Source organism: Methylobacterium nodulans ORS 2060 (genome assembly GCF_000022085.1).
GTDB classification, from domain to species: Bacteria; Pseudomonadota; Alphaproteobacteria; order Rhizobiales; family Beijerinckiaceae; genus Methylobacterium; species Methylobacterium nodulans.
The window spans coordinates 7417548-7439584 of the sequence record NC_011894.1 but is presented as its reverse complement, the minus strand read 5'-3'; the positions used below and the strand labels follow the sequence as shown (position 1 = coordinate 7439584).

The following is a 22037-nucleotide window of genomic DNA, read 5'->3' as shown; positions in this document are numbered from 1 at the left end:
GACGGGCTGGAAGGGGCGGGTGCGGGACAAGATCGGCCGACTGGCCGGCGTCTCCGGCCGGACGGTGGAGAAGATCGCCGACGTCTTTGCCGCGGCCGAGGCCGAGCCGGAGCGCTACGGCGCGATCGCGGCCGAGATGGAGCGCACCGGCCGGGTCGACGGCGCCTGGCTCAAAGTGCAGCGGTTGCGCGATGAGGCGCGGGTGCTGCGGCTTGCGCCGGTGCCGGGGCGCTTCCGCACCTTCGTCCTCGACCCGCCCTGGGACGTCGACGGCCTGTCCGAATCCTGCGGGCCGACCTACGCCCGCATGTCGCTCGCGGCGATCGCCGCGCTGCCCGGTGGCGGAGTGGGCCGACGAGCGCTGCCATCTCTATCTGTGGGTGACCAACAACGCGCTCGCGGTGGCGCTGCCGCTGCTGGCGCAGTGGGGCTTCGCCTACAAGGCCGTCCACACCTGGACCAAGCCCGAGCTTGGGCGCGGCAAGTACTTCCGCAACACGACCGAGCACGTGCTGTTCGGGGTTCGGGGCACGGTCGGGACGCGGTCCGCCGGCATGGCGACGCCCACGCACCATGCCTGGCCGGTGGGTGAGCACAGCGAGAAGCCGGAAGGCTTCTACGACCTGGTGCGGCGCTGCTCCTACCCGCCCTTCGGCGAGGCGTTCCAGCGCCAAGCGCGACCGGATTTCGTGAACCTGTTCCGCGATGTGAGCCGGGAGGCGGCGGAATGACAGCCTCCCGCTCGTGGCCGCCCATCCGCGGCCCTCCTCGCCGGACCAGAATGCCGATCCCATCGACGTGAGTGATCGCTTGCGCCTGCCGCCCTGCACGGGATCCGCAGCATCGCACGTCGCCCAGAGCATCAGCCTCGCCGCGGCCCAGGCCGATTCGGCGCAAGGCGGAGCTTTGCCCGGGATCGCCCCCCTCACAGCCTCGCCCGACCGTCGCGCGCTCAGGCGTGTGCGACGTCGGGCATTTGCGCGCCCGGGGCCTGAGCCGGCCTCGCGGCGCAACGATGACCTTTTGCGCCCCGAGCCCGACCATGAGCGTCCAGGCCATCACCTTCGTCATCGCCCAGCACATCCCCGACGCCGGCGCCAAGCTGCTCGCCATGGTGCTCGCCAACTACGTGGACCACCGCACCGGGCTGGCCTGGCCGACGGTCGAGGCGCTGGCCGCCGACACCTCGCAATCGGTGCGGACCGTCCAGCGCAAGCTGCGGGAGCTGGAGCAGCTCGGGCTCATCACCATCCTCAAGGGCGCGTGTCCGAAGACCGGGCGGCAGCGGGCGAACCGCTACCGCATGCACCTGCCGCACCTCGCGGCGGCGAGGGGTGACAAGACCGGCGGTTCGGGCCCGGCCGAGGCCGTGAGGGGTGACACTGCTGTCACCCCTCTAAAGGAATCCGTCAGAGAATCCGTCAGAAGGGAGGCCCCCCAACCCCCCGTGGCCGGGGGGCAGGCACGCGAGGCGAGGCAGGGGGAAAGGGAAGGGGCTGCGGCACCGCCGCAGCCCCGGCCACCGGACCCAGCGCCCGACGGCACGGTGGCGCAGCGATTCGAGCGACTGCTGACGGCCTATCCTGAATCAGGCCGAGCCTGGGCCAACCTGCAGGCGGCCCGCACGCTGTTTGCGGCCCTGAGCGCAGCGGAGCAGCTGCAGGCGATCGCCGCGGCCGGCGCCTACGCGGCGCATTGCGGGCGCAACCCGACCACCAAGCCGAAGCACCTGCAGAATTGGCTCCGCAACGGGCTCTTCCGGAACCACGCGCCTGCGGCCGCGGCGCCGGCCGAGCCCCGGCCCGAGCGGGTTTTCGTAGCGGCCGAGAGCGCGAGCTGGGAGGCGTGGCGGCAGCACTACTGCACTCTGGGCCGGGTGATGCCGCAGCCGGTGCGCAGCGATATCGCGCGGTGCGAGGGCTGGTGGTTCCCGAGCACCCAGCCGCCACGTGCGCCGGCTGCGGGAAGGATGTCGTGACGAGGGGCGACCGGTGGGCCGGCACTGGCGCCACGGTCGCCGAGCCAGAACTCATGCCGAAGCGAGCAAAGCATGAAGCTAGGCCGCTGCGGCCCGTTCTACAGACCATTCCAAGTTTGCGGCACGTCCCCTTCGGCCTGTATGCTGATAAAGTTGCATACGGCGCGAGTTTGCGACTGGTGCTGTAGCTGCAGGGTGAAGCCATGCGCAAGGCACATGTATTGATGCTTGCCTTGGGGCTCCTTGGCCAAGCGGCTTCGGCCGCTCATGCATTAGATGCGGCTGGTTTCAGCACTCGCGGCTATAAATTCCAGAGCAAGGGAGAGTACGACCGGGCGATCGCCGACTACGATCAGGCCTTGCGGCTCAATCCCAAGTACGTAACCGCCTACAGCAACCGCGGGTTCGCCTACCAGAGCAAGGGAGAGTATGATCGGGCGATCGCCGACTATGATCAAGTCCTGCGGCTCAATCCCAAGAACGTAATCGCCTACAACAATCGCGGGTTCGCCTACCAGAGCAAGGGTGAGTACGACCGGGCGATCGCCGACTACGATCAGGCCCTGCAGCTCAATCCCAAGTACGCGATCGCCTACAGAAATCGCGGGGATGTCTTCCGAAGCAAAGGTGAGCACGACCGGGCAATCGCAGACTACAGTCAAGCTTTGCGGTTTAATCCAAAGTACATATTCGCCTACAACAATCGTGGTCTAGTATTTCAAAGCAAGGGAGAATACGACCGGGCAATTGCGGACTTCGATCAGGCTCTACGGCTCGATCCAAAGTACGTCGTCGCCTACAACAATCGTGGTCTAGCCTTTCAGAGCAAGCGTGAGTACGACCGGGCGATCGCCGACTTCGATCAGGCCCTGCGGCTCGATTCCAAGTACAAATTCGCCTACAACAATCGCGGGCTAACCTTTCAGAGCAAGGGTGAGCACGACCGGGCGATCGCCGACTTCGATCAGGCCCTGCGGCTCGATCCAAAGTACACATTCGCCTACAGAAATCGCGGAGATGCCTTCCGGAGCAAAGGTGAGTACGACCGGGCAATCGCAGATTACGATCAAGCCCTGCTGCTCGATCCAAAGTACACGTTCGCCTACACTGCTCGCGCGTTCGCCTTCCAGAGCAAGCGTGACTACGACCGGGCACTCGCCGACTACGATCAGGCCCTGCGGCTCGATCCCAAATCCGTAGCCGCCTACAGAAATCGCGGGGATTTTTTTCGGAGCAAGGGTGACTACGACCGGGCGATCGCGGACTACGACGAGGCCTTGCGGCTCGATCCCAAGAACAAATTGGCCTACAACAATCGTGGGCTAGTCTTCCAGAGCAAAAATGAGTACAATCTGGCGATTGCAGACTTCGACCAGGCTTTGCTCATCGATCCTAAGGATGCAGTCATCTACAGAAATCGCGGGGATGTCTTCCGAAGCAAAGGTGAATACGACCGGGCAATAGCAAATTACGATCAAGCCTTGCAGCTCGATCCCAAATACGCAGCCGTCCACAACAATCGCGGGCTGGCCTTTTATCGCAAAGGTGAGTACGACCGGGCGTTAGCGGACTACGATCAATCTTTGCAGCTCGATCCTAAGCAAGCAGTCGTCTACACCAATCGCGGGGATGTCTTCCGGATCAAAGGTGAGCATGATCGGGCAATTGCAGACTACGATCAAGCTTTGCGGCTCGATCCTAAATACATATTCGCGTACAACAATCGTGGGCTAGTCTTCCAGAATAAAGGCGAGTACAATCGGGCGATCCTGGACTACGATCAGACCCTGCGGCTCGATCCCAAGTATGCAATCGCCTACGCCAATCGCGGAGATACCTTCCAGAGCAAGGGCGAGTACGACCGGGCGATCGCGGACTACGATCAAGCCCTGCAACACAATCCCAAATACGTGATCGCCTACAATGGCCGAGGGCTAGCTTTCTACCGCAAGGGCGAGCACGACCGGGCGATCGCGGACTACGAAGAGGCCCTGCGGCTCGATCCCAAGTCCGCAGCGGCCTTCAACAATCGTGGAGCGGCCCTCAACAAGAAGGGTGAGTACGACCGGGCGATCGCAGACCTCGACCAAGCCCTCCGGCTCAAGCCCGGGTTCACCAACCCGCATTACCATCGCGGGATGGCCTTCCGGCACAAGGGCGATCTCGACCGCGCGCTTGCGGACCTGAATGAAGCCGTGCGCCTCAATCCCAAGTACGCGGACGCCTACCAGGAACGCGGGGTGACGTTCCAGGCCCGGGGCGAGTCGGACCGGGCTCTGGCGGATCTCGCTGAGGCTGTGCGGCTGAAGCCTGAGCTTGAGGCAGACGCAACCTTCCTCAAGGTGCGCGGTGAGGCACAAGCGGCTCTGGCCAGCCGGCCTGCAGCCGCCGCGGTGGTCGCGGCCGTCCAGACCCCGCCGGTCGTACACACGCCTGCTGTGTCGGCTGTCACACCGCTATCTGAGACCAGGGTCGCGCTCGTGATCGGCAACAGTGCGTATGCCGCTGTCGCGCCGCTCGACAACCCGGCTCGGGACGCCAACGCAATCGCCCGCTCCTTGCGTGAAGCCGGCTTCAAGACTGTTCAGCTCAAGAACGATCTTCGCTACGATGATCTGCGGCGAGCTCTGAACAGCTTCTCGGCGGAAGCGGACAAAGCCGACTGGGCCGTCGTCTACTACGCGGGGCACGGCATCGAGGTCGGCGGCGTCAACTATCTCGTGCCCGTCGATGCCCGACTGAAGACGGACCGGGCCGTACAGTTCGAGGCAATACCGCTCGATCAAGTCCTGGGCAGCATTGAGGGTGCGCGCAAGCTGCGCCTCGTCATCTTGGATGCCTGTCGCGATAATCCATTCCTGCAGCAGATGACGCGTACGATCGCCGCGCGTTCGGTGGGACGAGGCCTGGCGAAGGTCGAGCCGGAGTCAAGCGGCACGTTGGTGGCATTCGCAGCCAAGCACGGCCAGGTTGCGCTGGATGGGCAGGATGGTCAGGTCAATAGTCCTTTCGCGGCAGCGCTGATCAAGAACATTGCAAAACCTGGCATCGAAATTCGCAAGATGTTCGGGCTGGTGCATGATGATGTGCTGGCGGGCACAGGTCGCAAGCAGGAGCCCTTCGTTTATGGCGCCCTCGGAGGAGACGATTACTTCTTTAATGTGCGCTGACAGGGGCGACGACGGGTCTCTGTCCGACCACCGCCAGGCGCCTGAGGGTCGAGTGAGGCGCCGTGCCGGGCTCCATTGTGGCGTCTACGGCAGCGCGCATCGCATGCTCAGGGCGCTGTGAGATCCTCTTCTCAGCATGAGACACGTGCAGTTGGGGCATTGTTTCGGCATTGATCGAGGCGACGCGATACAGGGCGCTGATGAGCTTCGATGAACAAATTCCGGTCCTGCGTGCGCCGCTGAACCGAGCGGGCCACCCCTCGGCGGCGTGACGGTGGGAGCATTGGCGCGGTGCCCCCGCACGGTGGACGAGGTCAAGGAATGGCTGATCTTGGCCGAGCGCAGCGCGGTCGCGGCGGCGCCGATTGTGGCGCGAGGCGAGTGTCCGATCGGCGGCAGCGTGTTCGTGGCGGCCGACTCGCCCGGGGCAGCCGCATGGGAGCGCTACTACGCGCGGTTCGGCCACCGGCCGCGTTGGACCGATTGCGGCCGGCACGGACTGGGTTGGTACATGCCCAGCGCCTTGCCGCCTTCCGTGTCAGCGGCGACGGCTGCGGGAGGAGGAGGACTGTCGTGCTGACCGCCACGATCCGGGCGCACCAACCGCTCATCCCGTTGGGTCAAGACGCGACGGCGAGCACACGGACGGCCCGTTCCGGATCGTCCTTCACCAGCCGGATGAGGGCGCGCAGGGCCGGATCGGGCCGCACCCGACCCTGCTCCCAGTTCCGCAGGGTGCCGAGCGGGATGCCGAGGGCCGCCGCGAAACCCTCCTGCGTCAGGGAGAGGCTCTTTCGGGTGCGGCGGACGTCCCGGGCGAACAGGCCCCGCTCGATCTCCTCGTCGGTGAGAGGCGGATTGTCCGGATCCGCCTCGGCGGCGGCCGTGATCGCCGCATCCGTCATCGCATCGAGCCGTGCTTCTTCCTCGGGGGTGAGGCGGGGCGGGGCGGCGGGATCGAGGCGGAACTTAGCAGGTGCCATAGCGGCGCTCCTCGGATCGGTTGCTGCGGCGGGCGGAGATGAGGCGCACCCGGTCGCCGCGCAGCGTGAAGACCACCGTGAACAAGCGCGGCCCGATCTGGCCGACGGCCTTACGGCGCTCCTCGCCATCGCCGTCATGCGAGGCGTCGAACTCGACCCGCTCGGGGTCGAGGAACACTGCGGCCGCGAAGGGGAAGGACACGTTGTGCTTCGCGAGGTTCGCCGCCGCCTTGCCCCCATCCCACTCGAAGTCGACCGGTGTGTCCATGGCTCAAAACTACGCTGTTAGCGTAGTTTCGTCAAGGCAGGCAGCTTCGGCCGAGGTGCGTTTCCTGTCGTTTCCGGGCATGTCTTCAGGTGCTGCGTGAACCTGACCCCATGCACTTCGACGATCTCCCCGGCGCCGACGCTCAGGGTAACCCTACCGAGGACAGCGCAGGCCTCGCCCGCGCCGATCCGCCGGCCCGGCCACCCTGCACCGTCGAAGAGGTCAAGGCCTGGCTGATCTGCGCAGAGCGTGGCGCGGCCAACGCCATCAAGTGGCGCAGCACCATGCCCGGCACCCACAAGGTGTGGACCTGGCCGGACCGCTTCATCAAGGATTACGATACGCGGCAGTACCTCAAGGCCTGGATCTGGTGCGAGGCACACGGTGAATCGTTCGCGCGCCTGTGCCGAGAGCGTGAACGCTGGAGCCAGCGGACCGGCAGCCGCAAAGTCGCCCAGGCTCTCGAGACTATCGCTGCCATGTTGAACTTCGAGGCGGCCGCGCGCGAGGGGGGCGCGATCGGCTCCGGCGATCGGGTAGAGCCGCTGTCTCGCCCTGCGACACCGTAGCTGCTTGCCCGTGGCGTTGATCAGGCCCGACCTCGCCTTGCGTAAGTAGAACAACCAGCCAGCGCGGGGGATCGCAGCCGATGACTGCTGCACATCGGTATCGTCAGGCTCTTCGCACACCGCTTTTTCAGTCTCGCTCACGGTATGACCGAGGCCCGGCGGTGGTGCCGGGTCAGCGCGATTTGCCCGCGGCCTCCGAAAATGTCCGCATGGCTGTTGGCTCAGTCGTCGATCCGTGGCCGAACCCGGATCGCGACCCGTTCGCAGAGCCGGAGCGGATCCAGGTCACGATCAATCGCAACACCGACCTCTTGGAGCGCGAGTTCGCGCACGGCCGGATCTCGGAGCCGGCCTACCTCGTCGGCCGCGTGCTGCAGGAGGCGTTCGAGCGGCGGGCCGGGCCGCGGGGCGGCAGTTCGCCGGAGGGGCGTGATCGCGTCGACCAGACGGTGGCGCATGAGCTGACGATCGCGCTCTCGATCGACGACGGGCGGTTCGTCGAGATGCTGATCGAGCGGCTTGAGCAGGCCGTCGGCAGCTACGGGGCGCGGTTCCTCCACCAAGTCCTGGCGCACGGGCGCGAGTTCGCGGAGATCTCCCGCGGGCTCGGCCGGGGCGACAGCCGACAGGCGGTGGCCTTCGTGGCGGAGCGCTTCCGCGATCTCCTCGAGGCGATCGCCGAGGACTGGCTGGCGGAGCAGACCTTCCACGGGCCCGACGAAGGCCAGATCCGCGGGACGCCGGCGGCACCGGCGCAGCCGGGCGAGTACTTCGATGCCGAAGGGCGTGCGACGACGAAGACGGGCGCGTTCCGCGTCTCGGATGATCACGACGGGTCGCGGCGGTTCCGCCCGGTGTGGAAGCGGCGGCGCATGGAGCAACAGGCCCACGGCGAGCTGGCGCGGCGGCCGGCGCCGAAGCGGCGTCGGTAGGATTTCGCGGCCCGCGCACGTTGTGCCATCTTCACGGCACCATCGGTTGAGTCGCATCTCTGGTGGCAGGACGGGTCGGGTCGCTCTGCAAGCGCCCGGCCCGTACCAAAGATCTAAGAGTCCGTTGGGAAAGGGTGGCCAAGAGAAAATGCGGGATGATAGAGCATGTCTGCTCGTCTCGAATGGATGAATGGCCCCTCCTTGGTCTGGACCGCTGCAAATCGGCCGCGCTATGATCGTCGCAGCCAGAGATACCCGAGTGATATGACGAACGACGAGTGGCTCACCCTGGAGCCACTGCTTCCTGTCGCGGAGGGGATCGGGCGGCCCCGGACCTATCCTATTCGGGACATCATGAACGGCATCCGCTACGTGCAGCGGTACGGCATTCCCTGGGATGCCATGCCAAAGGATCTGCCGCCCGCCAGTCTCTGCTACGATTACTGGCGGTTGCTCACCGATGGCGGCCACATGGACCGGATCAACCATCATCTCGTGATGAGGGATCGTGAGAAGTCCGGGAAAGAAGCCAGTCCAACGCTGGCGATTGTGGATGCCCAGGCGGTGAAGTGTGACGCCCCGCAAGGCGAGCGCGGGTACGATGCGGCGAAACAAGTGCTGGGGCGCAAGCGGCATCTGGCGGTCGACAGCGACGGACGCCTGCTTGCGGTGATGATCACTCCGGCCAACGTTCAGGATCAAGAGGGCGGGATCCCGCTCGTCAAGCGCTTGGTTCGTCTCTGTCCCTGGATCAAGACAATCGTGGTGGACGGTGGGTACAAGGCCCGTTTCATTGAGGCGGTTCAGGCTGGCACGAGCCGTGTCGTGGAAGTGGTCGTACGGCCGCAATTTGGGAAGGGCTTTGTGCTTCTGCCGAAACGATGGCGGATTGAGCAAAGCATCGGCGCTCTCACGGTGTCGCGCCGTCTCAAGCTGGATTACGATACGCTGCTTCACATCTCGGCGGCGGCTATGCTTTTCGCCTCTATAACTCGGCTTCTCGCGTCAATCACTATGAAATGACCCTTTCCCAACGGACTCTAAGAGCCCAACCGATAAGTGCCTCATGAGGGGCCGACGGGGGCCGTTCCGCTCTCCGCCCCCAGAATGCCCGCACCAGGTTTCGCAGTTTCGGCGGCTCACGGCAGGACGGACGCCGAATCAGTAGTTATTGTCTGTCTTCCGTCTCAGCTGAAGGTGAAGTTGGCCGCCGTCAGGCTCGAGGCCTGGACGTTCTGTAGCCGGATCGTGTCGCCCGCGCCGTAGGTGATGACCACATCTGCCCCGACCTGCTGGCTCGCCGCCTGGACGGCGGCGAAGGACGTGAAGACGCCGCCGTTGAAGGCGATCACGTCCCGCTCAGGCCCGCCCGTCACGAAGTCGCGGATGAGATCCTGGCCGTCGCCGCGGCCGAACCCGAAGGTGTCGGAGCCGGCGCCGCCCACGAGCTCGTCGTTGCCGGCATTGCCGAACAGCAGGTCGTTGCCGTCCTCCCCGTAAAGCGAGTCGGTGCCGAGACCTCCGCTGAGATAGTCATTGCCGCTTCCTGCACCGAGGAAGTCATCATCCTCTTCGCCAAATACTTGATCGTTCCCCTCGCTTCCAAAGAGCGTGTCATTGCCGAACCAGCCCCGAACTTGATCGTCGCCCTCGCCGCCGTCGACCCGATCATCGCCTTCATCGCCAAACAGGTGATCGTTACCTGCCGCCCCGCGCACCTCATCATTCCCGGAGCCGCCGGAGGCAAAATCATCACCGCGCCCGCCGTCAATAAGATCGTTGTCTTGCTCTCCAAAAAGGGAGTCGTTGCCGTACTCCCCAAATAGAGTATCGTTACCTAGGAACCCGCGCAGCTCGTCGTTGCCGCCTCCTCCAATCAATAGGTCGTTGCCCGCATCGCCAAAGACCGTATCGTTGCCACTGTCCCCGTAGAGTGAATCATTATTGTCAAACCCATGAATGAGATCATTTCCGAGGCCGCCGTGCATCTCGTCGGTTTCCGACGTGCCGGTCATAACCTCATGATCAGAGCTGCCGAATTGCGGAAGATTGTTCGCGAGAGCGTCGCTGCCGAGGAGGGCTGTGACGCTCGGGTCCTCAACTGCATCTGCATAGACGCTTATGATGTCCCCCGCAGTAAGTGTTTGCATCCATTCTGGCGTCGGAATGCTTGAAGTAATTCCCAGATCTGTTTGATATCGGTCCAGAAGGTGAAATTCGGCTGCAGCCCCTGCCAGCGCGACCAGCCCTGCAGCTTTCGCCTCAGCGCTCATTCCTGGTGCGAAAGCCAGACCCGCTCCGATCAGAATTGCGCGTCCTGCCGTCGGATCATCTGCTGGACCAATGAATTGCGCAGAGCCATACCGTTGGATCTGATCGCTTTGTAGAAAGAAGCTCTCATAAGGCAAAGGTGTGAAGCTGTAATTTGCGACCGGGTCACCATACTCGGCATTATTCGTCAACAAGCTGCCGCCTGGATCAGGTACTGCGCTGGATATAATACCTGGAGCACCATAAGTCGTTCCGCTGAGGCCGAGCTGTGCCGCCACGTATTCGGCCTCAGCAGCCCCAAGCGAGTGACCCGAAAGAAAAATTCTGTCCGTCGCAATGCCCTGATTTGACGCCTCCGCAATTACAGCTCTCGCAAAGTTCAGTGCTTCTGTAAATGCCGGCGGAATGCGTCCTTCGTAAATATCGAAATCAGCAGCAATCTGGCTTGTCACAAACTCTGGCTGATCAGAGAAATGACCCAGGTTTGTTCCTTCAAAACCGACGATTATGTATGGATCTGTGCCTTGTGATTTGAACGCAGCTCCGTAAAGACCGGTACTGTTATCTAGGATGTCAAATTGTCCGTTCCTTAAGTAAAATGGAGTTAGCTCACTAGGATAAGGTTGACCTTGCGTGTAGGTCCACTTCGCGACATCGAAATACTGACTCGGGGTCGGGTCTGCCACGTGAGGCCTCCCATGCATCCGACAGAGGTGCTCGATAGAGTTGCCGGTGCACGATGCCGGCCAATGATGATCAAGCATACGGCTATCCGGGCGGCGATGCAACCGGTAGTGTTATCGCCACTCCTATACCCTTACTGGTATATGAAGCCGCGTGGTGGCATCCGAGATGAAGCCACAGGGTGCACCATGCCTCTCATGAGGTTTATGCGCGCTCGGTGCACCAGGTGCTTGACACTGCCGCAGTCAATCGGCACGGATCGTCATGTTCGACGACATGCGCCCGCGGCCAGCCATCCGCGGGCGCATTGCGTTTCAACTCCCTGAAGGATCCGGACGTGATCGACCCGCTCGTCCAGGCGACGCAGCTGCGGACCTTCGCGTCCCGGCTCCGGCGCCTCGCCCCCACGCGCGACCCCGAGGCCTTCGTGGCTGACAAGGATCAGCTCGTCTCCGACCTGGAGCGGGCGGCGAGCGAGCTGAAGATCTCAGGCGCCGTGGCCACGGCCCTCGATGCCGGGCGGCGCGGACCAATCCAGTTCGGCGTGGTCGCGGTGGACGGCCGGATCGTCCCGGTCGTGCCCCGGCACCCGACCCGGCAAGACCGCTGATGGAGCCTTTTCCTGAATTTCCAAGAAAATACGGGAAACAGGGCCGCCATAACGCAAAAACACCAGCAATAACAATAGGTTGAGCGGAGTTTCAGGGTCCCGCCGGATCGCCCGTCTCCGGGCCCGGAACCGGGACCGCAGCGAGGCCAAGGCGGCGATCGCCACCAAGGCGATCGGCTACCTCCGGGTCTCGACCGAGGAGCAGGCCTCCAGCGGCTACGGCCTCGAGGCGCAGGAGCGCTCGGTCCGCGCCTTCGCGGTGAGCCAGGGCTACGACCTGGTCGCGGTGCTCGCGGACCCCGGCGTCTCCGGCGCGACCCGGCCGGCCGATCGCGAAGGCTTCCGCCAGGTGCTCGAGCTCGCCGCCGCCGGCGGCGTCGCCGTGCTCCTGGTGCACAAGTTCGACCGGCTCGCCCGCCACATCGCCTATGCGGTGACGACGGCCAACGATCTCGGCGCGACTCACTGCGTCGCGGTCCGCTCGATCACCGAGCCGATCGATACCGCTTCGCCCGCCGGCCGGATGATGTTTGCCGTGCTCGCCGCCATGGCCGAGGCCGAGCGGGACATCATCACCGAGCGCACCAAGGGCGGGCGCGTGATGAAAGCCGGGCGGGGCGGCATCGCCTGCGGGCGGCCGCCCTACGGCTACACGGTCGACCGCGAGGGCGGCCTGCGGATCGTGCCGGAGCAGGCCGCAGTGGTGCGGCGGATCTTCGCCGAGCGCGAGGTGGGCCGGATCCTGCAGCAGATCGCTGACGGGCTGAACGCGGACCGGATCTCCTCGCCGCGCGGGCGCGCCTGGCGCACCGGGCAGGTCAGCTACATCGTCAACAACCCCAAGTATCGGGGCGTTGTTGAGTATCTGTTCTTCAACGGATCGAGCGAGACCTACGTCAAGACGGATGGTCTGCACGCTGCGATCGTCGATCCTCCGCAGAAGTCTCGACGCAGGAAGAAGCCATGAGCGAGGCCGTAGCCTTCGCGTTGGGCGGTCCGGTGACCGCTCCGGCGCCATTCGCCGTTGGTGAGCGGCCCTCCGCCCGCGCCCTCGTGAGCGCCGTCGGGCGGATGGCGATCCAGGGCGTCGACACGATCGACGACCTGCACCGGCGCGCCGGCGAGTTCGAGACCGTGGTGCTCACCTCCACGTGCCCACTTGAGCGCACGGTCGCCTCGGCGATCGCCGCCGATCTCACGCGGCAGGCCCGCACGGCCAGCCTGACGGCGTGGCGCTTGTGAGCGGGGCTCGGACGGCGGCCAGGCGGGCCATCCGATCCGCCCGTGACGTCGCGGCGGAGATCCTCGATCGCAAGCGCGTGCCGTGCATCTGCCCGGCCCAGCACGACGAACTCGACGCGAAGGGCAAGCCGATCCGCGGGACCGGCGCCGTCGCCCGGACCACCGCCTTCAGCTACGTGCGCGGCCGGCTCCACGAACGGGCCGCGTGCGAGCGATGCGGCCGCTGCTGGAGCCGCATCAATGCCTGAGGCGGCCGAGCTTGCTGCGATCGACGCGCGCCTGACGGAGCTGCGCCTGCAGCGCGAGGCCCTGCAGTACGTCGACGATTTCGCCTTCTGGGGCGCGCAGAGTCGCGCGATCGACGCCGAGGTGCGCAGCCTGCAGGCGCGCCGGGCCGAGCTGACCAGGGCCATCCTGCAGCGCCAGCCTTTCCAAGGCTCGGCCGCCGCGATCTCGGGGCACGTGTGAGCGGACCGATGCACGGCGATCCTGACCTCGTGATGCTGCTGCAGCTGCAGGCCTACGCCAGTGAGATCTGGTGGCGCGCCGCGTTGCAGGTGCCGGCCGCCATGACTCGCATCACGCCCGCTCCAAGCGCCCCCACCCAGATCCACGCTCAACACGCCGCCAAGGCCTATAACCTAGGAGAGAAGCTCAGCGAGGGCCGGCGTAGAAACTCAATCGTGTCCTCCCCGTCTGGCCTGACACGACGCGGAAGTCGCCTCTTCATCCTGGGCCAAGCTGGAACGCGGGGTCAGACCCGTCAGTTCTCCCGCCAGCACCCTTGCCGGCAGCGATAGGGACAGGAGGAGATGATGGATTGGAACAGAGTCGAAGGGAACTGGAAACAGATCAAGGGCAGCGTGAAGGAGCAGTGGGGCAAGCTCACCGACGACGACCTCACCGCGATCAATGGCCGCCGTGACCAGCTCGAAGGGAAGATCCAGGAGCGCTACGGCTATCAGAAGGACCAAGTCCGGAGTGAGGTGGACGACTGGTACAATCGCCAGAGGTGGTGATCTCCGCGCCAGTTCGGTCCGCCTAACGAGGCGGCGGGTTGGGCAACAAAACACCCCCGGTGGCTAGCCGGGGGTTCTCCTAGTTCACCACCGGTCAGGAGAGAAGCTCCAACGGCACCTTGACCACCGCTGGCTGACCAACGGTAGCCTTGTTTAGGCCGTCACCCGGATAGTGGCTCCGACCGTAGGGGAGCCTCACGCCTGTTCCGGCTGAGGGCTCTGCCGCCACGAGGCGACAATGAGCGTGGAGCAGCGGGAATTCTATGCCAGCTCGAACGGTGATGTCTGGCTGCTGGTCCGGGAGGAGGGCACCGCAGACTGGCGCGTTCGCCATCAGGCCAATGCCGCCTCGGGTGGACATGTGACCGAGCTGCCGTTGGCCGCCTTCCTGGTTCAGAGCGAACACAAGCCCGAGCACGAGGAGTTCCTGCGCATCCTAGAGCATTTTCAGTGAAATCCGGGTCAGCCTTGATCGTATCCTGGGCTGCACCCGTCGTAGCCTGCCGGCGCGCCCGCGGCCTCACCGTGCGAGAGGCGATCAGGATTAAGCTGAAAATGCTCCAATGCGATCCTGGGCTGATGTTCCGGCCTGAACTCTACCGACTGGCACGCCGTTCGCCGACCTCACCGACGCAGGCGCTGATGCCAGGCATCGTAAAGAGGCATGCTGAGCAACTCGCGCGAGATCGCCAGCGCCTCCACTGAGCGGATCCTGCAATGGAGTGTATTAGTCAAAAGATCCCTCGATTGCAGCACGAGACGTTGCGAATTCTCAACGTCTTGGCAGGAGGCATCAAAACAGACTTCCAGCTTAGCTTCATGCTTCATGCTTCATGCTTCATGCTTCATGCTTCATGCTTATTCACAGACCTCTGAAGTTCTTTCACCTGAGTGAATGATCATACTAAGGTATCAAGCTGTGGCGCGCCGTCCTTCGCAGCATCGGGCCGCTGGTTGGCGGCCACCGGCTCAAGCGAGGCTGGAGCGCAACCGGGCGTATGACGCGCAGCGGCGCCGCGACAGCTCGTGGCGAGTTTGGTACGGCCTGAGCGTGTGGGCTTCGGCCCGAGAGGCGCAACTCGCCCGCGAGCCGCTATGCGAACGTCACAAGGCCCGCGGCGAGGTGGTGCCGGCGACGGTGGTGAACCATCGCCGGCCGCACCGGGGTGACTGGGCGCTGTTCATCGACCCTGCGAACCACGAGAGCGTCTGCGAGCGATGCCACAACCGCGACATCCAGCGCGAGGAGCGTTCAGCGCTTTCATGGCCGTTGCCGGAATAGCGCTGATTTGTACCATTGTAGGGGATGGTATTTTTTTGCGGAATAACTTTTAATTCCACAAATATCGCACGCATTCCTGTTCGGTTCTGAGCTACAAGAGACTCGGAGTTGGCATGAACGCTGTCGTATCTCACATGCCCGTGTTGCTGGATACTGGGTCGCCCGACACTCAAGGCCGTCTGCTTTTGGTTGGCGATTGGCTTGTGTGCATCCTAGTTTGGCTCTCGGCCGAGACGCACGACGACCCTCAGCTCCACCAGAAATGGTTCATGGAGGTGGGCTTCGGCCCTTGTAGTATCAGGCAAGATACTCCCCGCCTGTTCGGCACCCTCGAAGATGCCAAGGCATGGGTTGAGGAGCGAATGGGGCTGCGTTCGGACAAGTTCACTCGTCAGCGATGACCCGGGGGCCATCAAAAGTCCCCGCCGACCCCCCGCTTGACCGGTGTCTTAGCCAGAATTTCGCGCGTGCAATTTGGAGGCGTTTTTGTGAGCCGGGTTGATGGCCGGGCGTAAGCGCACGCCGGACGCGATCAAGCAGCTCGCCGGCACCGCGCAGCCCTGCCGCATGGACCCGGACGCGCTGGTCGCCGCCGAGGGCCGGCCTGAGCCGCCGGACTGGCTGAGCGCGCGCGCGGCGGCGATCTTCCGGGATCTCGCGGCGATCACCGACCGCATGCGGATCGCCTCGCCCGACGACATCGCCATGCTGGCGATGCTGGCCTCGCGGCTGGAGGAGATCGAGCTCTGCACGGTGGTGATCGAGGACCTCGGCCGCGTCTATCAGACGGTGAGCAACACCGGCGCCACCATGCACCGGGCCCGGCCCGAGGTCGGGATGCGCAACGAGGCGATGCGCCATGCGCAGTCGCTGCTGGCCGAGTTCGGCCTGTCGCCGGCAGCACGCTCGCGGGTGTCCGCGACCACGCCGGCCGAGGAGAACCCGTTCAAGGATCTGTGACGGCATGGCCGACCCGCACGTGGAGGCGGCGCACGCCTACGCGCGCGACGTCGTAGCCGGGCGCATCCCGGCCTGCCGCTGGATCCGACTCGCCTGTCAGCGCCACCTCGAGGACCTGGCGCGACAGGCGGAGGCGAACTTCCCGTACCGCTTCGACGAGCGGAAGGCGGCCAAGGTCTGCAAGTTCATCCAGCTGTTGCCCCACACCAAGGGGAAGTGGGCGCGTAAGGCCGAGCGGCTGCGCCTCGAGCCCTGGCAGCTGTTCAAGACCGCGGCCCTGTTCGGCTGGGTCAGGAAGGCGGACGGCCTGCGCCGCTACCGCAAGGCCTTCCTGCTGATCCCGCGCAAGAACGCGAAGAGCACTTGGGCCGCCGGCGTCGGGCTCTACCTCTTCGCCGCCGACGGCGAGTACGGGTCCGAGGTCTATTCGGGCGCCACCTCGGAGAAGCAGGCCTGGGAGGTGTTCCGGCCCGCCAAGCTGATGGCGCAGAAAACACCGGCGCTACTGCAGGCCTTCGGCATCCATGTGGGGGCGAAGAACCTGCACATCCTCGCCAACGGCTCGCGCTTCGAGCCGATGATCGGCACCCCGGGCGACGGCGCCTCGCCCTCGGCCTCGATCCACGACGAGTACCACGAGCACCCGACGGACGAGCAGGTCGACACCATGGAGACCGGCATGGGCGCGCGCGAGCAGCCCCTGCTGATCATCATCACCACGGCCGGCGACAACCTCGCGGGCCCGTGCTTCGCGCTGCAGCAGGAGGCGCAGAAGGTGCTGGAGGGCGCGCTCGACGACCCCGAGCTGTTCGCCCTGATCTACACCGTCGACCCGGAGGATGATTGGACCTCGGAGCTGGCCCTGCGCAAGGCCAACCCGAATTTCGACGTCTCGGTCTCGGGCGAGTACCTGCTCACCCGGCAGCGGGCGGCGCGCGCCAACGCCCGCAAGGCCGGGGTGTTCAAGACCAAGCACCTGAACGTCTGGGTGCAGGCGCGCGACGCCTACTTCAACGTCCAGCGCTGGATGGAGAGCGCGGTCCCGGATCTCGCCCTCGACGACTTCCGCGGCCAGCCCTGCCGGCTCGGCCTGGACTTGGCGTCGAAGGTCGACATCGCCGCCGGCGAGCTGCTGTTCGAGCTCGCCCGCTGCTCCTGCCCGAAGGCGGACGAGCTGCAGGCGCTCGGCTACCAGTACGCCCGCTTCGGCTTCTACTGGCTGCCCGAGGCGACCATCGAGCTTGGCGAGAGCGAGCACCATCGCGGCTGGCGCGACGCCAACCCGTCCTGGCTCACCCAGACGGACGGCGACATGATCGACTACTTCGCGATCCTGGACACGATCCTGGGGAGCGAGGGCGAGGACGGCGTCCGCACTGGCGGGCTCGTCGGCGATTTCCAGCTCGAGGAGATCGCCTACGATCCGCACCAGGCCACCATGCTGGTCACCGCCCTGCAGGAGGCCGGCGTCACCTGCGTCGAGGTGCGGCCGATCGTGCTGAACTTCAGCGAGCCGATGAAGCAGATGGAAGCGCTCATCCGCTCGCGGGCGATCGCCCATAACGGCGATCCCATCTTCACCTGGATGCTGTCCAACGTGGTCGCCAAGCCCGACCGCAAGGACAACGTCTATCCGACCAAGCTGCGGCCCGAGAACAAGATCGACGGCCCCGTGGCGCACATGATGGCCCTCGCCCGCTTCATGAGCGGCGAGGAGGCCGGCATCGCGAAAGGGTTCGTGGAGCTGTGAAGTTCTGGCGCCGCTCGGCGCGCCGGGCCGACGCGGCCCGCGTGGAGCCGACGATCGAGGCCTCGACGTCGTTCCTGTCGTCGGATGCCGAGGCTTGGGACCGGATCCTGCCGGGCGGCCTCCCCGGCAGCGTCTCGCCCGAGACGGCGATGCGGCACGCGGCGGTCTATCGCTGCGTCTCCATCATCGCCTTCGCGGCCGCGATGCTGCCGCTGAAGACCTACCGGGAGCTCGACAACGGCGACCGGGAGGCGAGCGCGGCGCATCCCGCCGCCGACCTGTTGCGGATCCGCCCGAACCCGCGCCTGTCCCGCACCATGTGGCTGCGCGCCACGCTGGCCCAGATGCTGCTGGAGGGCAACGCGGTCTCCTGGATCGAGCGCAAGGGCTCGGGCGACCCTGTGGCGCTCTGGCCGGTGCCGTTCCACCGGGTGGCGATCAGCCTCAACGGGGAGCGGCTACGCTACCGTCTGCAGCTCGACGACGGCCGCCTCATCGTCGTCGACCAGGACGATGTGCTGCATATCCCGGGCTCATCGGAATGGGATGGGCTCAAGGCCAACACCCCGATCCAGGCCATGGGTGCCGCCGTCGGGCTCGGGATCGAGGCCGACCGCTTCGCCAAGGAGTACTTCGAGAACGACGCCACGCCCTCCGGCTACATCAAGTATCCGGCCAAATATGCGGGCGATAAGGACGAGCTGCGCGGCTTCTGGGGCCGCACCTTCGGCCGGGGCCGCCGGCATTCCGGGCCGGCGGTGCTCGATCAGGGCGGCGAATACGTCCGCATCCCGATCTCCGCCCAGGACGCGCAGCTGCTCGACACGCGCCGGTTCCAGATCGAGGACATCGCCCGGATCTTCGGGGTGCCGCGCTTCCTGCTCGGCATGGACGAGACGAGCTGGGGTTCCGGCATCGAGGCGCTCGGCATCGGCTTCGTCACCTACACCCTCGACCCGCACCTCTGCGCGATCGAGGACGAGGTCAACCACAAGCTCTACGGCCGCGGCCGCCCCGCCCGCCCGGGCCCGAACCCGCCGCGCTACCTCGCCGAGTTCGACCGCGACGTGCTGGTGCGCGGCAACATCGAGAGCCGCTTCAAGGCGTACCGGCAGGGGCTCGGCGGCTCCTCGGGCCCGGGCTGGATGACCATCAACGAGGTGCGCCGCAAGCAGAACCTTCCGGCTCGCTCGGACGGCGACACGCTGACCCCGTGGCCCGGGCAGGGCCCCGCCACCCCCACCAAGGCCGACGATGGACAAGATCCTCCAGCTGCTGATTAGCAATCACGGCCGCGGCGCCGGCGCCCGCATCGTCACGGCGGCGGACGGCGCCGACGAGGCGACCGTCTACGTCTACGACGCGATCGGCTCGTACTACGGCATCGACGCGCAGACCTTTGTGCGCGAGCTCGCCGCGATCGAGGCCGGCACCATCCACCTGCGCCTCAACTCGCCGGGCGGGGATGTCTTCGCGGCCCGGGCCATGAAGACGGCCCTGGAGCAGCACAAGGCGAAGGTGGTGGCGCACATCGACGGCGTCGCGGCCTCGGCCGCCTCCTTCCTGATGCTGGCGGCCGACGAGATCGCGATCGCCGACGGCGCCTTCGTGATGATCCACGAGCCGTGGAGCCTCGCGCTCGGCACCGCCGACGAGATGCGGGCCTCGGCCGACCTGCTCGACAAGGTCGGGGAGGCGATCGCCGCGGACTATCAGCGACGCACGGGCAAGAGCGCCGAGGAGGTCGCCGCCTGGATGAAGGCGGAGACCTGGTTCTCCGCGGACGAGGCGATCGAGAACGGCTTTGCCGATCGCAAGGCCGAGAAGGCGGCGGTGGCGAACGCCTTCGACCTCACGGCCTTCCGCAATGCGCCCCGGGCGCTCCTGGAGCGCGCCCCCTTCGACGCGCTGGCGGCCGATCGCGGCCGCTACGAGGCCCGCCTGCGGCTGATCGAGCGCGCCGCCTGACCCGCCCGCCCCGGGCATCTCACCATGGCCGCCGCGCGCGGCCTTTTTCGTTGGAGCACACCCCATGACGCAGTCCGTTCAGGCCCTGCGGGAGCAGCGCGCGGCCAAGGCGCGCGAGGCCCGCAACCTCCTCGACACCAAGACCGGCAAGGACTGGACCGAGGAGGTCAAGAACCAAGTCGATGCCATCTACGCCGACATCGACCGCATCGACGAGCAGCTCACGCGCTTCGACCGCGTGCTGCAGATCGAGGACTCGCTCGAGCAGCGCGGCCAGGTCCTCGCCGATCGCTCCGGCCGTTCGGTGGACGAGAACGCCGCCATCCTCGCGAAGGAGAAGGCGATCTTCAACGCCTGGGCCCGCGGCGGCGTCGAGGCCCTGACCGACGAGCAGCGCGCCCACGTGAAGGCCCGCCGGGACGAGGCCCAGCGCATCTACGGCGCGCAATCGGTCGGCACCGGCTCCGAGGGCGGCTACCTGGCCCCGCGCGACTTCGCGGGCACGCTGCTGGAGCGCATGGCGGTCTTCGGTGGCATGCGCGCGCTCGCGACCGTGATCCAGACGGACGGCGGCAACCCGATCGACTACCCGACCGTCGACGAGACCGGCCAGGAAGGGGAGATCGTCGGCGAGGGGACAAACGCGACGACCGGCGACATCACCTTCGGCACGGTCAACATCGACGCGCACAAGTACTCGTCCAAGATCGTGGTGGTGCCGATCGAGCTCCTGCAGGACAGCCGCGTCGACATCGAGGCCTACGTGAACGTGGCGCTGGCCAACCGCCTCGCCCGCATCACCAACCGGCACTTCACGCTCGGCACCGGCACCAACCAGCCGCGCGGCGCCGTGACGGCGGCGGCGCAGGGCAAGGTCGGCGCCGCTGGGCAGACCACCTCCATCACCTACGACGATCTCGTGGACCTGGAGCATTCCGTCGATCCGGCCTACCGGCTCAACGGCCGCTGGCAGTTCCACGACCAGACCCTGAAGGTGATCAAGAAGCTCAAGGACGGACAGGGCCGGCCGCTCTGGCGCCCGGGCATCGCCGGCGGCGACCCGGCCGACATCCTCAACTACGGCTACACGATCAACCAGCACATGCCGCCGATGGCGGCCGGCGCGAAGTCGATCCTGTTCGGCGATCACACGAAGTACGTGATCCGCGACGTGATGGCGGTGACGCTGTTCCGCTTCGCGGACAGCCGCTACATGGAGAAGGGGCAGGTCGCGTTCCTGGCCTGGTCGCGGCACGACGGCGACCTGATCGACGCCTCGAACGACGCGCTGAAGTACTACCAGAACGCGGCCGCCTGATCGGCTCACCCGTGAGAGCAGCCGGGCGGCCGCGCGCCGCCCGGTCCGACCGCCCTGCGATCGAGGCCCCTCCCATGTACGTCCGCATGCTCACCGCCATGGCGGGTGACGCGTTCTCCCACCTGCCCGGCGACCTCGTCGACGTGCCGGAGGCGACCGCCGAGGCCTGGAAGACGGCCGGCCTCGCCGAGGATCCGCCCAAGGCGGCCGCCAGCGAGAAGGCCGCCAAGGACCTCCGCGCCCGGGTTGCCGAGCTCGAGGCGCAGCTCGCCGAGGCGCTCGCGGACCGGGACGCGCTGCGCCAGCAGATCGAGGTCCTGGCGGCCGCGAACGCCGATCTCACCGCGCAGCTCGCCCCGGCCGCCTGACCGTGCTGCGCTACCGCCGGGAGACGCCGCCGGCGGGCGAGGTCGTCACGCTCGCCCGGGCCCGCGAGCACCTGCGGCTCGATGCAGCCGACGGCCAGGACGCCCCGGTCACCGCGGCGCTCGCCGCGGCCGTCGAGCAGCTCGACGGCTACCACGGCCAGCTCCGCCATGCCCTGCTGACCCAGGTCTGGGAGGCAACGGGGGAGGGGCCGGGCGAGTGCGGCATCCCGGGCATGCGCGGCTTCCTGCTCGACCTGCCGCCCGTCCAGGCGGTGCTGTCGATCGAGTCCCTGTCGGGCGGCGCCTACCTGCCGCTTCCGGCCGGGAGCTGGCGCGAACTCTACCCGCTGCGCCGGCGCTGCCTCGCCGTGGTGCCGACGATCGGTGCCATCTGGCCGACAGCGGATCGCGACCCGGCCGCCTGGCGCATCCGGTTCCGGGCCGGCTACGGCGAGGCCGGTGACGCAGTGCCGGAGACGATCCGGTTCGCGATCCTGCTGCTTGCCACCGACCTGTTCGAGAACCGCGACGGCAAGCAGTTCGCCAACCTGGTTGAGAACCCCACGGTCGAGCGCCTGCTCGCCCCCTACCGACCCTCGGAGGCCTGAGAGAGGAGGCCCTGCTGCACGAACTCGCGGTTGGCCCTTAGCTGTTCGAGAGAAATG

Annotated in this window: 24 protein-coding genes; 21 read left to right on the top strand and 3 right to left on the bottom strand. The window is 66.1% G+C overall.

All coding sequences use genetic code 11. The features are described 5' to 3' along the window. The first annotated feature begins 338 nt into the window (after positions 1-338). The 4 genes from MNOD_RS34785 (at position 339) to MNOD_RS47390 (ending at position 5728) form a co-directional block, all read left to right on the top strand. Positions 339-731: an MT-A70 family methyltransferase gene (locus MNOD_RS34785; RefSeq protein WP_015933648.1), complete on the top strand. Its 393-nt coding sequence runs from the start codon at positions 339-341 to the stop codon at positions 729-731. A 311-nt stretch (positions 732-1042) separates the two neighbouring features. Continuing rightward, a complete protein-coding gene (locus tag MNOD_RS42050; protein WP_015933647.1) occupies positions 1043-1978 on the top strand; it encodes a helix-turn-helix domain-containing protein in 936 nt (311 codons plus the stop codon). A gap of 203 nt (positions 1979-2181) precedes the next feature. Then, entirely contained in the window at positions 2182-5148 is a 2967-nt protein-coding gene (locus MNOD_RS34775) for a tetratricopeptide repeat protein (RefSeq protein ID WP_015933646.1), read from the top strand. 304 nt (positions 5149-5452) lie between these two features. Further along, positions 5453-5728: a hypothetical protein gene (locus MNOD_RS47390; RefSeq protein ID WP_157091626.1), complete on the top strand. Its 276-nt coding sequence runs from the start codon at positions 5453-5455 to the stop codon at positions 5726-5728. Positions 5729-5768: 40 nt separating this feature from the next. Here the strand turns inward: MNOD_RS47390 and MNOD_RS34770 are convergent, their stop codons facing one another. Both MNOD_RS34770 and MNOD_RS34765 read right to left on the bottom strand, forming a co-directional pair. Then, positions 5769-6131 (bottom strand): helix-turn-helix domain-containing protein, encoded by a 363-nt coding sequence (locus tag MNOD_RS34770; RefSeq protein WP_015933645.1) that lies wholly within the window; start codon positions 6129-6131, stop codon positions 5769-5771. After that, the gene (locus MNOD_RS34765; RefSeq protein WP_015933644.1) at positions 6118-6399 is read right to left on the bottom strand and encodes a BrnT family toxin; all 282 of its coding nucleotides are present in this window, start codon (positions 6397-6399) and stop codon (positions 6118-6120) included. The genes MNOD_RS34770 and MNOD_RS34765 overlap by 14 nt, the downstream gene beginning before the upstream one ends. A 110-nt stretch (positions 6400-6509) precedes the next feature. On the opposite strand from MNOD_RS34765, the gene MNOD_RS34760 reads away from it, so the two are divergent. The 3 genes from MNOD_RS34760 (at position 6510) to MNOD_RS34750 (ending at position 8923) form a co-directional block, all read left to right on the top strand. Continuing rightward, positions 6510-6968 carry a hypothetical protein gene (locus MNOD_RS34760; protein ID WP_015933643.1) on the top strand — a complete coding sequence of 153 codons (459 nt, stop codon included), beginning with the start codon at positions 6510-6512 and terminating at the stop codon, positions 6966-6968. Between the two features lie 209 nt (positions 6969-7177). After that, a complete protein-coding gene (locus MNOD_RS34755; RefSeq protein ID WP_043749951.1) occupies positions 7178-7900 on the top strand; it encodes a hypothetical protein in 723 nt (240 codons plus the stop codon). A 165-nt stretch (positions 7901-8065) separates the two neighbouring features. Continuing rightward, positions 8066-8923 (top strand): IS5-like element ISMno12 family transposase, encoded by an 858-nt coding sequence (locus MNOD_RS34750; RefSeq protein WP_015927380.1) that lies wholly within the window; start codon positions 8066-8068, stop codon positions 8921-8923. 164 nt (positions 8924-9087) lie between these two features. Here MNOD_RS34750 and MNOD_RS49590 read toward each other — a convergent pair whose 3' ends face one another. After that, on the bottom strand, positions 9088-10857 hold the full coding sequence (locus tag MNOD_RS49590) for an alpha/beta hydrolase family protein (RefSeq protein WP_244424618.1): 1770 nt from the start codon (positions 10855-10857) through the stop codon (positions 9088-9090). 335 nt (positions 10858-11192) lie between these two features. Between MNOD_RS49590 and MNOD_RS34740 the strand changes: the two genes are divergently transcribed. From MNOD_RS34740 to MNOD_RS34660, 14 genes are all read left to right on the top strand, one after another. Then, a complete protein-coding gene (locus tag MNOD_RS34740) occupies positions 11193-11465 on the top strand; it encodes a hypothetical protein (protein ID WP_015933640.1) in 273 nt (90 codons plus the stop codon). A gap of 79 nt (positions 11466-11544) precedes the next feature. Continuing rightward, the gene (locus MNOD_RS34735; protein ID WP_015933639.1) at positions 11545-12432 is read left to right on the top strand and encodes a recombinase family protein; all 888 of its coding nucleotides are present in this window, start codon (positions 11545-11547) and stop codon (positions 12430-12432) included. Then, positions 12429-12707, top strand: coding sequence for a hypothetical protein (locus MNOD_RS34730; protein WP_015933638.1), 279 nt, complete (start codon positions 12429-12431; stop codon positions 12705-12707). Before MNOD_RS34735 ends, MNOD_RS34730 begins: the two co-directional genes overlap by 4 nt. A gap of 77 nt (positions 12708-12784) precedes the next feature. Further along, on the top strand, positions 12785-12955 hold the full coding sequence (locus tag MNOD_RS34725) for a hypothetical protein (RefSeq protein ID WP_157091625.1): 171 nt from the start codon (positions 12785-12787) through the stop codon (positions 12953-12955). Beyond that, positions 12948-13175, top strand: coding sequence for a hypothetical protein (locus tag MNOD_RS34720; RefSeq protein WP_015933636.1), 228 nt, complete (start codon positions 12948-12950; stop codon positions 13173-13175). Before MNOD_RS34725 ends, MNOD_RS34720 begins: the two co-directional genes overlap by 8 nt. A 347-nt stretch (positions 13176-13522) precedes the next feature. Further along, positions 13523-13726 (top strand): CsbD family protein, encoded by a 204-nt coding sequence (locus MNOD_RS34710; protein ID WP_015933634.1) that lies wholly within the window; start codon positions 13523-13525, stop codon positions 13724-13726. A 238-nt stretch (positions 13727-13964) separates the two neighbouring features. After that, complete coding sequence (locus MNOD_RS34705; RefSeq protein WP_015933633.1) at positions 13965-14180, top strand: hypothetical protein; 216 nt, start codon at positions 13965-13967, stop codon at positions 14178-14180. A gap of 1329 nt (positions 14181-15509) precedes the next feature. Continuing rightward, a complete protein-coding gene (locus tag MNOD_RS42045; protein WP_015933631.1) occupies positions 15510-15968 on the top strand; it encodes a phage terminase small subunit P27 family in 459 nt (152 codons plus the stop codon). Positions 15969-15972: 4 nt separating this feature from the next. After that, positions 15973-17718, top strand: coding sequence for a terminase large subunit (locus MNOD_RS34685; RefSeq protein ID WP_015933630.1), 1746 nt, complete (start codon positions 15973-15975; stop codon positions 17716-17718). After that, complete coding sequence (locus MNOD_RS34680) at positions 17715-19001, top strand: phage portal protein (RefSeq protein WP_015933629.1); 1287 nt, start codon at positions 17715-17717, stop codon at positions 18999-19001. Before MNOD_RS34685 ends, MNOD_RS34680 begins: the two co-directional genes overlap by 4 nt. Beyond that, positions 18973-19686, top strand: a complete 714-nt coding sequence (locus tag MNOD_RS34675; protein WP_015933628.1) for a head maturation protease, ClpP-related — start codon at positions 18973-18975, stop codon at positions 19684-19686. Before MNOD_RS34680 ends, MNOD_RS34675 begins: the two co-directional genes overlap by 29 nt. Before the next feature lie 64 nt (positions 19687-19750). Continuing rightward, positions 19751-21004, top strand: a complete 1254-nt coding sequence (locus tag MNOD_RS34670; protein ID WP_015933627.1) for a phage major capsid protein — start codon at positions 19751-19753, stop codon at positions 21002-21004. 74 nt (positions 21005-21078) lie between these two features. Further along, positions 21079-21372 (top strand): hypothetical protein, encoded by a 294-nt coding sequence (locus MNOD_RS48450; protein WP_015933626.1) that lies wholly within the window; start codon positions 21079-21081, stop codon positions 21370-21372. 2 nt (positions 21373-21374) lie between these two features. Continuing rightward, complete coding sequence (locus MNOD_RS34660; protein WP_015933625.1) at positions 21375-21980, top strand: head-tail connector protein; 606 nt, start codon at positions 21375-21377, stop codon at positions 21978-21980. Positions 21981-22037 lie beyond the last annotated feature (57 nt).

Bases quoted from the DNA above. Each gene is read 5' to 3' on its own strand.
- MNOD_RS34775 (WP_015933646.1), top strand. From the start codon at position 2,182: ATGCGCAAGGCACATGTATTGATGCTTGCCTTGGGGCTCCTTGGCCAA.
- MNOD_RS48450 (WP_015933626.1), top strand. From the start codon at position 21,079: ATGTACGTCCGCATGCTCACCGCCATGGCGGGTGACGCGTTCTCCCAC.
- MNOD_RS34685 (WP_015933630.1), top strand. From the start codon at position 15,973: ATGGCCGACCCGCACGTGGAGGCGGCGCACGCCTACGCGCGCGACGTC.
- MNOD_RS42045 (WP_015933631.1), top strand. From the start codon at position 15,510: ATGGCCGGGCGTAAGCGCACGCCGGACGCGATCAAGCAGCTCGCCGGC.
- MNOD_RS34675 (WP_015933628.1), top strand. From the start codon at position 18,973: ATGGACAAGATCCTCCAGCTGCTGATTAGCAATCACGGCCGCGGCGCC.
- MNOD_RS34750 (WP_015927380.1), top strand. From the start codon at position 8,066: ATGTCTGCTCGTCTCGAATGGATGAATGGCCCCTCCTTGGTCTGGACC.
- MNOD_RS42050 (WP_015933647.1), top strand. From the start codon at position 1,043: ATGAGCGTCCAGGCCATCACCTTCGTCATCGCCCAGCACATCCCCGAC.
- MNOD_RS34730 (WP_015933638.1), top strand. From the start codon at position 12,429: ATGAGCGAGGCCGTAGCCTTCGCGTTGGGCGGTCCGGTGACCGCTCCG.
- MNOD_RS34670 (WP_015933627.1), top strand. From the start codon at position 19,751: ATGACGCAGTCCGTTCAGGCCCTGCGGGAGCAGCGCGCGGCCAAGGCG.
- MNOD_RS34755 (WP_043749951.1), top strand. From the start codon at position 7,178: ATGGCTGTTGGCTCAGTCGTCGATCCGTGGCCGAACCCGGATCGCGAC.
- MNOD_RS34705 (WP_015933633.1), top strand. From the start codon at position 13,965: ATGAGCGTGGAGCAGCGGGAATTCTATGCCAGCTCGAACGGTGATGTC.
- MNOD_RS34720 (WP_015933636.1), top strand. From the start codon at position 12,948: ATGCCTGAGGCGGCCGAGCTTGCTGCGATCGACGCGCGCCTGACGGAG.
- MNOD_RS34710 (WP_015933634.1), top strand. From the start codon at position 13,523: ATGGATTGGAACAGAGTCGAAGGGAACTGGAAACAGATCAAGGGCAGC.
- MNOD_RS34765 (WP_015933644.1), bottom strand. From the start codon at position 6,399: ATGGACACACCGGTCGACTTCGAGTGGGATGGGGGCAAGGCGGCGGCG.
- MNOD_RS34760 (WP_015933643.1), top strand. From the start codon at position 6,510: ATGCACTTCGACGATCTCCCCGGCGCCGACGCTCAGGGTAACCCTACC.
- MNOD_RS34770 (WP_015933645.1), bottom strand. From the start codon at position 6,131: ATGGCACCTGCTAAGTTCCGCCTCGATCCCGCCGCCCCGCCCCGCCTC.